Source organism: Nocardia sp. NPDC003345 (genome assembly GCF_053589395.1).
In genome coordinates, this window is the sequence record NZ_JBSFRU010000258.1 from 1 (window position 1) to 9,592 (window position 9,592).

Here is a 9,592-nt window from a genome sequence, read left to right on the forward strand (position 1 = left end):
CAGATCACCCTGAACTCGGATCAGGCCGGCAAGGTGCTCAGTCAGCAGCCGTCGGCCGGAACCACCGTGCAGTCCTCGACCACCGTCACGATCAATACCGGAGTTCTCCCACTCGGTCCGCCGTGAGGGCTGCCGGGCCGCGGCCCGGCAGCCGGTCGGCGTACGGTCACTGCACCGCGAGTGCGGCGACCTCGGATTCCAGCATTTCCACCAGGCCTTCGGCGGGGCGCCGGCCGCAGAACTCCAGCCAGTTCGCCAGCATCCGGTGCCCGCCCTGGGTCAGCACCGATTCCGGATGGAACTGCACCCCGTGAATCGGCAGTTCGCGATGCCGCAGGGCCATCACGATGCCGGTCTCGGTGCGCCCGATGACCTCGAACTCCGGCGGGATCGTCTCCTCCACCACAGTCAGCGAGTGGTACCGCGTCGCCGTGAAGGGATCGGGCAGACCGGCCAGGACCCCGGCCCCGATATGGAAAACCGAGCTCGTCTTGCCGTGCAGCAGTTCGGGTGCGCGGGTGACGGTGGCGCCGAAGGCCGCGCCGATCGCCTGATGGCCGAGACAGACCCCGAGTAGTGGGGTGGCCGCGGCAGCGCAGGCGCGTACCAGTTCGATACTCACACCGGCCCGTTCCGGGGTGCCGGGGCCCGGACTGATCAGGATCCCGTCGTAATCGGCGGCCACTGCGTCCAGATCGTCGAGATGTGGATCGTCGTTGCGCCAGACGACGGCCTCGACGCCCAGCTGACCCAGATACTGGACCAGGTTGAACACGAAGCTGTCGTAGTTGTCGACGACCAGAACACGCATGCACAAAGATTACGTGTTCGGCGCCCGCGCGCAGGCCCCCGGCCTGCGGTTCGTGCCGTTTCCCGGGACCCGGCCGGGCCGGGACCCGCGGGCCCACCACGCGCCACCTGTTCGGGCCCGTCCGGCGGGCCGCTGGGCATCACGGCGATTACCTGGTGGGATAGCCTTGGAATACGACCTGCACGCTGAACACGAGGACATCATGCCGAAGTCGAAGGTCCGGAAGAAGACCGACTACACGATCAACCCCGCCAGCCGCACGCCGGTGAAGGTGAAGGCGGCCGGTCCATCGCCTGTCTGGTACGTCGCCATCATGCTCGGCTTCATGCTCGCCGGGCTGGTCTGGCTGCTGGTCTACTATCTGGCCGCCGATCAGATCGGCTGGATGAGTGATCTCAACGCCTGGAACTTCCTCATCGGGTTCGGGCTGATGGTGGTCGGGCTGATCATGACGATGCGGTGGCGCTAGCCCGCCATCTGCCAGGGATTACACGGGTGTAATTAATGCACACTTGTGGATAACCCTGTGGATAACTCATCGGACGGATAGGGGACGACGCCGCGTGCAGCCCGAGAGCACGGATTCGAGCCTGGCCTGGACGACCCCGCTCCCCGCGCTGGTCGCCGTCGCGGCGGGCGGGGTGATACTGGCCGGCGCCGCGGTGCTGACCGCCGAGGTGCCCGGCAAGTTCCTGCTCGGCGTGGCCGCGCTGGTTCTGCTGGGGCTGGCCGGAATGGGGATACGGCAGCGCCCGCGGTTGTCCGTGATCCCGGGTAACCGCCCGCTGCTGGTCCTGCGCGGCCTCACCGGCGTCACGCGCTACACCCGTGAGGAGATCCTGCGCGCCCGGGTGGTGGGATACCGCCGACTCGGCCGTAAACAGCCGATGCTGGAGATCGACGTCGACCACCTCGGCACCGAGCGACTGCTCATCTTCGGCCGGTGGGATCTGGGCACCAACCCGGAGGATGTCTACGAGGCCCTGCGCAAGGAACTCCGCCTCCACGGCAATTCCGCGCACTGAACCGGCCGCCGGGGCCGGGCTCCATGTTTCACGTAAAACAATCGGCAGGCCGTCAGCGCAGGGCCATGGTGGCCACGACGATCACCGCCAGGGCCGCCGCGCCGAGCACCACCAGCGCCGTGATGCCGACCGTTCGCGCCCGCTCGGGTGTGCGCGCTCCCACCCAGGCGGGCAGGAAGACGACGCCGAGGGTCGCCAGGGTGCCCGCGGCGAGGCCGCCGAGGTGGCCCCACAGCGAGATACCCGGCAGCGAGAAACTGATGAAGACGTTGATGCCGATCAGGATCAGCATGCTGTTCGGACTCTGACGCAACCGGATGAGGATGACCGTGATCGCGCCGAACAGGCCGTACACCGCCCCCGAGGCCCCGGCGGTCAGGTTGTCCTGGGCCAGCAGCATCACCGCGGCCGCGCCGCCGAGCAGCGAGATCAGATAGACCGCCAGGTAGCGGGCCCGGCCCAGGACCAGCTCGATATCGCGACCCACGATGTAGAGCGCGAACATGTTCAACAGCAGATGGATCAGCCCGTAGTGCAGGAACCCCGAGCCGATCACCCGGAACCAGTCGCCACCGGCGACCGCGGGGGGGTACATCACCCAGTCCACGAACAGGGCCGATCCGCGCTCGTTCGCCATCAGGCTGCGGGACTGGGCCGCGGTGACCGCGTAGACCAGCACATTGAGCGCGATCAGGACGTAGGTGACGATCGGCGTGCCGTTACGCGGAGCCACCGCGCCCGATACCGTGCGGGTCCGGGGAACGGAGCGGCGGCCGGCATTCACGCAGTCCACACAGTGCTGCCCCACCGAGGCCGGGCGCAGGCATTCCGGGCAGGCCGGACGGCCGCATCGGGTGCACGACAATCCGGTCGGACGATCCGGATGTCGCACGCATACCTGGGCCGGGGGCGGAGACTGCTGCGGATTCATCGAACGACCCCGGAAGCGGACGGCTGGACGATCTCGCGGCGCGCTGCCGACCGGATGCGGCGTGTCGTTCTCACCTGCCCCATCGTGCCATGTGTCCGTTTCGCGCGGATCCTCGTGGAACCGGCTGCCGCCCGTTCCATGCTCCCGAAAGGGCGCTGACCTGTAGGTCTGCGCTATCGGCCGGGCTGTGCCAGAGTTGAGCCATGAGTTCGAGGCCATCGCGTCCGTCCGGTCGTTCCCGCTACCGCCTGTTGGCCGCCGCCGCGGTCGCCGCGGCGGGCGGTACGGCATGGCTGGTGCGCAGCAAGCGGCCGGTACCCCCGGAACCGGCGCCCGCCCCGCCGCGGATCGGTCAGTCCCGCAACAGCGGCGCGGCGGCCCCGGAAACCGGGACCGCCGCGGCCGAGGACTGAATCCGCGCTCTCAGCGGCTGACCGTTTTGCGGTACTGCCGCAGGGCCAGTGGTACGAACACCACCAGGATGATGACCACCCAGATCAGGGTCGTCGCGATCGGGTGCTCCAGCGACCACGCCGTCGACCCCTCCACCACCGGAGACGTGTTCCCGAAGAGTTCGCGGGTCGCCTGCGCCAGCGCGGATACCGGATTCCATTCGGCGAAAACCCGCAGCGGGGTCGGCAGATCCGTCAACGGCACGAAGGTGTTGGCCAGGAAGGTGAGCGGGAAGATCACCATGAAACTGGCGTTGTTGAACACCTCCGGGGTATGCACCAGCAACCCGACCACCGCCATGATCCAGGAGATCGCGTAGGCGAACAGCAGCAGCAGTACATAGGCGAGCACCGCGTCCAGCACCGAGCCGCGAATCCGCCAGCCGACCACCAGCCCGGTCAGCGACATCACCACCAGGCTGACCACATTGATCACCACATCGCTGACCGTGCGCCCGATCAGGACCGAGGAGGGCGCCATGGGCAGCGACCGGAACCGGTCGATGATGCCCTTCTGCATATCCTCGGCCAGGCTCAGCCCGGTGAAGGTGGATCCGAAAACCACCGTCTGGACGAAGATGCCGCCGATGATGAACTCCCGGTAACCGCCCTCCAGACCCGGAACCTTGATGGCCGTGCCGAAGATATAGGCGAAGAGCAGCACGAACATGATCGGCGAGAGCGTGCTGAAGATCAGCACATCGGGCACTCGCTTGATCTTGATGACATTGCGTTTCGTGACGGTCAAACTGTCGCTGACCACCATGGTCATCCGCTCGGCCAAGGTCGGCTCATCCCGGACACCGTCGCCCGTGGCCACCGTGGTCATCGGCTCTTCCCTTCCGCTACCTCGATCGATTCGTTCTCCCGGGCGGCATCGGGCCGGCCCCGGGGTGTCTCGTACTCCGCGTCCGCGTTCTCGGGCCGCTCGGCCTCGTGACCGGTCAGCGAGAGGAAGACGTCATCGAGCGAGGGCCGCCGCAATCCGACATCGTGGATCTTGACCCCCTCCTCGGTGAGCCGGCCGATGGCCTCCACCAGCGCCTGTGATCCATCACTGACCGGGACCACGACCCGGCGCAGCCCGGGTTCGAGATGGACCTCGCCGTCGGCGAGCGGTGCCAGCGCCCGCTGCGCGACGGCCAGGTTGTCGACATGATCGACCGTCAGCTCGATCCGGTCACCGCCGACCATGCTCTTGAGCTCGTCGGCGGTACCGCGGGCGATGACCTGGCCCCGGTCGATCACCGCGATCGCGTCGGCCAGGCGGTCCGCCTCCTCCATGTACTGCGTGGTGAGCAGCAGGGTGGTTCCCCCGGCGACCAGTTCCTCGATGACATCCCAGAGGTCCAGCCGGGCCCGCGGGTCCAGGCCGGTGGTGGGCTCGTCGAGGAAGAGGACCGGCGGGTTGGCCACCAGCGCCCCGGCCAGGTCGAGCCGGCGGCGCATACCGCCGGAGTACCCCCGGACCGGACGGTCGGCGGCATCGCTGAGCCGGAATCGCTCCAGCAGTTCCCGCGCGCGCTCTTTACTGCGCCGCGTTCCCATGTGGTACAGCCGGCCCACCATCTCCAGGTTCTCGAACCCGGTGAGGTATTCGTCCACGGCCGCGTACTGGCCCGATGCGCCGATACGGGAGCGCAGGGCGCGTGGCCTGGCGAGGACGTCGATACCCGCCACGGTCGCGCGACCGGCATCGGGTATGAGCAGGGTGGTCAGCACCCGGACGGTGGTGGTCTTACCGGCTCCGTTGGGCCCGAGCAGAGCGGTCACCGTACCTTCGGGCACCGTGAGATCCAGACCGTCGAGGGCGCGGACCTTCGGCCCGTAGTGTTTGACGAGACCCTCGGCGACTATTGCGTCGGGCATATCTCTCCTGGAGTTCGTAATTGTCCGGGGACGAAGTGGTATTCGAGCGCCGGCAACCGTCGTGGTCGCCGACCTGCAGCGCGTGGGGTTATCGGCCGTACGTCGAGCCAGTATCGTCGCGGACGCCGACGTTTTCATCCGATTTATCCGGTTCGCGATACACAGCGGCATCCTGCCGGAACCGTCCGACAGATTCGGGCGCCGACACCGCCCGGATCCCCGCGGATACCGCTGTGACCTGCACCAAAAAATCTTGGAAACTACTGGGCCCCTTATACGCGCAAAGCGGAATCATCGCGTAGGATCAATCCCGTCGGCCCCTCCCCCCCGGGCCGACCTTACGCGGGCCTCGGCTAACTCCCCCCCTTCGCCGAGGCCCGCTCTCATATCCGGAGCCCTTCGAGGGATCCGCGCGAATTCACGATTTCGACTCCGCCGCTCGGTCCGCGCCGCTGCGCCGAGCGACCTCCCTGCCTGCGATCGGGCCTCGAATGCGATCCCCCTCCCGCCCCCTCTCCGCCTTGAACAACACCCGCAATGGTGAGAGAGTTGGAGTATCATCGTCTCATCAGATTGATGCAGTAGATCAAGGGAGATCCGTATGACCGCGTCCGTCGACGTCGCATCCATCGACACGCACGCTCCGGCCCAGCGTCGTCCATTCGGTCCCGGCACCCGCACCTGGGAGGAGACCGGACTGGTCACCTTCTCCCTCACCGCCGGTTCGGCCTTCCTCCTGCAGACCATGGAGCCCACGATCTCCGCGGTGGTCGACGCGCACTCCACCTTCCGCACCGACCCCATCGGCCGGGCGGTCCGCAGCCTCTCCGCGGTCATGATGTGGACCTACGGCGGCGAGGAATCACTGGGCGAAACCGATCGCCTCCGCAAGATGCACGCCACTCTCAACACCACCGACGACAAGGGCGTCCGGCACACCGCGCTGTCCAGTGGCCCCTGGGCCTGGGTATTGCACACCGGCACCTTCGCCTTCTCGGAGAACGCCAAGTACTTCTCGAAGCGGCCGCTGACGATCGCGGAGAAAGAGGATTACTACCGCGAAGCCCTCCAGCTGATGCGGAACTTCTCGGTGCCGCCCAAGGAACTGCCCCCGACCTACGCCGATTTCGAGAAATTCTTCGCCGACCAGGTCGAGAACAACCTGGAGGCGACCCAGACCTCGAAGGACTACCTGAAGGTCATCCGCACCATCGCGCCGCCCGCACAACTACCGCGAGCCCTGCGCCCGCTGTGGCGCGCGGTCACCGATCCGTTCGGCCGGATGCAGTACTTCGTCACCGTCGGCACCACTCCGGAAGCGGCCCGCCGGAAGCTGGGCCTCACCTGGAGCGAATCCGACGAGCGCAAACTGCGGGTCCTCGGCTGGTTCATCGCCCGGCTGCTGCCACTGCTGCCCGAACGCCTGCGGTACTTCCCCATCGCCTACGAGGCGCGCAAGCTCGAACGAGACAAGGCGCGGCTGCGCAAGGTCATCGACTCCCGCCCGCTCTGACCGGTCGGCGGATATCCGGCCGGAACCGGCCCCGGATCCCCCACGGATCCGGGGCCGGTTCTCGCGTCGATAGACTGTGGCCGGCCCGGACAGGACAGGAGCGGATATGACCGGCACCATCACGTTGCCCGGCTACGACCAGGTGGTGGCGCTACCCCGGGAGCTGGGCCCGTTCACCGTCCCGGAATCCTTCCGCGACGAGAACGACCATATGAACATCAAGCACTACTTCGACCTGTGTGTCGAAGCAGCGGGCGGCGTATTCGAAAGGGTCGGGATCACCGACGAGTACCGGGCCGGGCGCGGCGTCGGATTCTTCACCGCCGAGCACCACATCCGCTATCACGCCGAAACACGGATCGGCGAAGAGGTTTCGGTGTTCGTCCGCGGAGTGGACCGCTCCGACAAGGTCGTTCATATCGTGGCACTGCTGGTCAACGACAGCACCCGCCGGCTCGGCTGCACGCTCGAGATCACCGCCGTCCACGTCGATCTGCGCACTCGGGCCGCCGCGCCGTTCGCCTCCGATATCGCCACCGCGATAGATCGGGAACTGGCGCCTTCCCAAGCGGATTGGCCGGCGCCGGTTTGCGGGGCCATGGGTGTGCGGCGCTGAGCCCTGCCCGGCCGTCGCCGGCCCGGATCAATCCTGTTGCCCGCCCGCACCGTCCGGGCGAACCGTGACCGCCTCGTGCCCGCGCGGCCGCGACGTGCTGACGAACAGCACCGGCTGGCCGGCGTGCAGGGTGCGGTAGCCGTTGGTTTCGATGCACCGGTACTCGACGAAAACCTGCTCGGTACCGTCATCGGGTTTGATGTAGCCGAAACCCTTCTCCGAGTCGAACCAGAAGACCCTTCCGCGTCTCCAGTCCTGCCCGTCGATCCCGGGTGCGGCGAACTCCGAAGCGCGCATACCAGGCCTTCTCCACTAGTTCCATCAGGCTCGACACCACAAAACTACGCCCCGTACCCCGGTTCGTCACTGTCGCCGCGGCTTCCGGGCCCGGGTCTACTCTTGCCGCTGTGCCAGAACACTCTTTCCTCGACCGCACCCGCTCCGGTTACGACAGCATCGCGACCGCCTACGCCGCGCATTTCGCCGATGTCCTCGACGTCGATCCCTGGGCCCGCGCGCTGCTGACCGCGTTCGCCGAGGAGACCGCCGGTTCCGGCCCGATCGTCGAGTTCGGCAGCGGCCCCGGCGACACCACCGCGTTCCTGGCGGCACGGGGACTGTCGATCCGCGGGATCGACCTGTCTCCGGCGATGGTGGCCCTGGCGCGCCGGGCGTATCCGGAGATCCGGTTCGACGAGGGTTCCATGACCGCGCCGGATGTCGAAGGCGGTTCCCTGGCCGGTGTCGTGTCCTGGTACTCCCTGATCCATATTCCACCGGCCGGACGTCCGGAGGTGCTCGGCGAATTCCACCGCGTGCTGCGACCGGGCGGCCGGCTGCTGCTCGGGTTCCAGGCCGGTGCGGAGGTGGTGCGCCACAACGAGGGTTTCGGCCGGCGAATCGCATTGGACTTCCACCGGCTCGACCCCGCCGAGATCGCCGCCGAACTGGAAGCCGCCGGCTTCACGATCGATATGCGATTCGAGCGCCGGGCCATGCGCGACAGCGAGCCGACGCCTCAGGCGGCACTCATGGCGACACGATCGAAATGATAGAGCGCGTAGTGCTATCGAAAAGAGTCGTGATGCCATCATGATGATGGACATCAAGCTGATAGCCCACGCGTAGAAGCCTTCGAAAGGCTTCCGCATCCATTCGATCGTTTTGATTGTTGACGCGATCATTTCGATAGACAACCCTGATCGGGTGGTGATCAAGAAGAACCCGATCGGCCCGACCGGGGATACCGTCCGGGAGAACGTCCTGCGCTATCGCACCCGGCTGAACCTCGGCTATGCCGATCTCGCCCGCCGGCTCGAGGCCCTCGGACGACCCATCCCGGTGCTCGGGCTCTCCCGGATAGAACGCGGCGAGCGCCGGATAGACGTGGACGACCTCATGGCCTTGGCGGTCGCACTGGAGGTCTCCCCCACCAGTCTGCTGTTGCCCGACACCGCCGGCGCCGAGGACACCGTGGCCGCCACCGGGATCGAGGGACCCGCCGCGGACCTGCTGGGGTGGCACCGGCTGTATACCCCGTCGGCCCATATCGGGCGCCCGGCCGGCGAGCGCTTCGTCCGGGACGCCATCCGGTTCATCGCCGACTCCCGGCCGCGCTGGGATATCGAAGGCCTGACCCTCGACCAGTTGCCCGGCGTCGGACATCAGGAATACGGTGCCGAGATCGCGGAGAAGGCGCGTCACACCGATTCGGGTGGCTGACCCACCCACGCCGGGCGCCCGGATCGATTCCGAGTGCCCCGCGGCGGTGAAGTTTCGAATATCAGGCGGCTCCGGAGCGCATCAGTTCGAATACCGAGACCGGGCGGCCGGCCTCACCGGCCGCGCGGGCGGCGCGCCAGAACCGCTGCGCCGTACGGGAAAGCGTGGCGTCGACCCCGGCCTCCTCACTGGCGTCGATGATGTGCTGCGCGCCGGCGTCCATCATCGCGAACGACGCCGCATCGCCCCAGCCGCCGGATTTCGCGGCCGCCGCGTACTCGGCCATGAAGAACGGGTAGGCCTCGCTGGAGCGTTGCGCGTACGGCAGGAACCGGTCGATATCGTTGCCGGAGTTCTGGATCAGGGCCAGCGCCTGGTCGAAGGCCAGCATCCAGGGATGGAAGGTGATCAGCAGCGCCTGGTAGAACACCTGCGCCAATCCGTCGTCGGTACCCAGGTACTCCTGCGGACTCAGCGGCCGCAACAATTCGGCATGCGCCTGGAAGATCTCGCGCGGACCGCTGTAGAAGATGTAGGAGGCGGGATGGGTGATGTCCTCGCCCGCCGACATGAATCCGCCGGAAAGGAATTCGGCGCCGTGCGATCGCACCCACGCGCCGCCCTTGCGAGCGGTCTCCGGGGAGTCCGAGGAC

General features: G+C 67.3%; 14 protein-coding genes. 8 read left to right on the top strand and 6 right to left on the bottom strand.

Annotated features, from left to right (window positions below; genetic code table 11):
* Nucleotides 1–9 precede the first annotated feature (9 nt).
* Entirely contained in the window at nucleotides 10–126 is a 117-nt protein-coding gene (locus ACWDU1_RS23775) for a PASTA domain-containing protein (RefSeq protein ID WP_450001675.1), read from the top strand.
* Nucleotides 127–166: 40 nt separating this feature from the next.
* On the opposite strand, the gene ACWDU1_RS23780 is transcribed toward ACWDU1_RS23775, so the two are convergent.
* Nucleotides 167–811 carry an aminodeoxychorismate/anthranilate synthase component II gene (locus ACWDU1_RS23780; RefSeq protein WP_450001654.1) on the bottom strand — a complete coding sequence of 215 codons (645 nt, stop codon included), beginning with the start codon at nucleotides 809–811 and terminating at the stop codon, nucleotides 167–169.
* A 202-nt stretch (nucleotides 812–1,013) separates the two neighbouring features.
* Between ACWDU1_RS23780 and crgA the strand changes: the two genes are divergently transcribed.
* Nucleotides 1,014–1,280, top strand: coding sequence for a cell division protein CrgA (gene crgA / locus ACWDU1_RS23785; RefSeq protein WP_450001677.1), 267 nt, complete (start codon nucleotides 1,014–1,016; stop codon nucleotides 1,278–1,280).
* A gap of 94 nt (nucleotides 1,281–1,374) precedes the next feature.
* Complete coding sequence (locus tag ACWDU1_RS23790) at nucleotides 1,375–1,836, top strand: PH domain-containing protein (protein WP_450001656.1); 462 nt, start codon at nucleotides 1,375–1,377, stop codon at nucleotides 1,834–1,836.
* Nucleotides 1,837–1,888: 52 nt separating this feature from the next.
* Here the strand turns inward: ACWDU1_RS23790 and ACWDU1_RS23795 are convergent, their stop codons facing one another.
* Complete coding sequence (locus tag ACWDU1_RS23795; RefSeq protein ID WP_450001658.1) at nucleotides 1,889–2,767, bottom strand: rhomboid family intramembrane serine protease; 879 nt, start codon at nucleotides 2,765–2,767, stop codon at nucleotides 1,889–1,891.
* 203 nt (nucleotides 2,768–2,970) lie between these two features.
* Here ACWDU1_RS23795 and ACWDU1_RS23800 point away from each other — a divergent pair, with 203 nt between their 5' ends.
* The gene (locus ACWDU1_RS23800) at nucleotides 2,971–3,180 is read left to right on the top strand and encodes a hypothetical protein (protein WP_450001660.1); all 210 of its coding nucleotides are present in this window, start codon (nucleotides 2,971–2,973) and stop codon (nucleotides 3,178–3,180) included.
* Nucleotides 3,181–3,190: 10 nt separating this feature from the next.
* On the opposite strand, the gene ACWDU1_RS23805 is transcribed toward ACWDU1_RS23800, so the two are convergent.
* Together ACWDU1_RS23805 and ACWDU1_RS23810 are read right to left on the bottom strand one after the other, a co-directional pair.
* Nucleotides 3,191–3,991 carry an ABC transporter permease gene (locus ACWDU1_RS23805; RefSeq protein WP_450001678.1) on the bottom strand — a complete coding sequence of 267 codons (801 nt, stop codon included), beginning with the start codon at nucleotides 3,989–3,991 and terminating at the stop codon, nucleotides 3,191–3,193.
* 53 nt (nucleotides 3,992–4,044) lie between these two features.
* A complete protein-coding gene (locus ACWDU1_RS23810; protein ID WP_450001662.1) occupies nucleotides 4,045–5,088 on the bottom strand; it encodes an ATP-binding cassette domain-containing protein in 1,044 nt (347 codons plus the stop codon).
* A 601-nt stretch (nucleotides 5,089–5,689) separates the two neighbouring features.
* On the opposite strand from ACWDU1_RS23810, the gene ACWDU1_RS23815 reads away from it, so the two are divergent.
* The gene (locus tag ACWDU1_RS23815) at nucleotides 5,690–6,601 is read left to right on the top strand and encodes an oxygenase MpaB family protein (protein ID WP_450001664.1); all 912 of its coding nucleotides are present in this window, start codon (nucleotides 5,690–5,692) and stop codon (nucleotides 6,599–6,601) included.
* Nucleotides 6,602–6,707: 106 nt separating this feature from the next.
* Complete coding sequence (locus tag ACWDU1_RS23820) at nucleotides 6,708–7,217, top strand: thioesterase family protein (protein WP_450001665.1); 510 nt, start codon at nucleotides 6,708–6,710, stop codon at nucleotides 7,215–7,217.
* 27 nt (nucleotides 7,218–7,244) lie between these two features.
* On the opposite strand, the gene ACWDU1_RS23825 is transcribed toward ACWDU1_RS23820, so the two are convergent.
* Nucleotides 7,245–7,514: a cold-shock protein gene (locus tag ACWDU1_RS23825; RefSeq protein ID WP_450001667.1), complete on the bottom strand. Its 270-nt coding sequence runs from the start codon at nucleotides 7,512–7,514 to the stop codon at nucleotides 7,245–7,247.
* 110 nt (nucleotides 7,515–7,624) lie between these two features.
* On the opposite strand from ACWDU1_RS23825, the gene ACWDU1_RS23830 reads away from it, so the two are divergent.
* The gene (locus ACWDU1_RS23830; RefSeq protein ID WP_450001669.1) at nucleotides 7,625–8,269 is read left to right on the top strand and encodes a class I SAM-dependent methyltransferase; all 645 of its coding nucleotides are present in this window, start codon (nucleotides 7,625–7,627) and stop codon (nucleotides 8,267–8,269) included.
* A gap of 154 nt (nucleotides 8,270–8,423) precedes the next feature.
* Nucleotides 8,424–8,939 carry a helix-turn-helix domain-containing protein gene (locus ACWDU1_RS23835; RefSeq protein WP_450001671.1) on the top strand — a complete coding sequence of 172 codons (516 nt, stop codon included), beginning with the start codon at nucleotides 8,424–8,426 and terminating at the stop codon, nucleotides 8,937–8,939.
* 61 nt (nucleotides 8,940–9,000) lie between these two features.
* On the opposite strand, the gene ACWDU1_RS23840 is transcribed toward ACWDU1_RS23835, so the two are convergent.
* A partial coding sequence (locus tag ACWDU1_RS23840; RefSeq protein ID WP_450001673.1) for an imine reductase family protein occupies nucleotides 9,001–9,592 on the bottom strand: 592 nt, incomplete at its 5' end.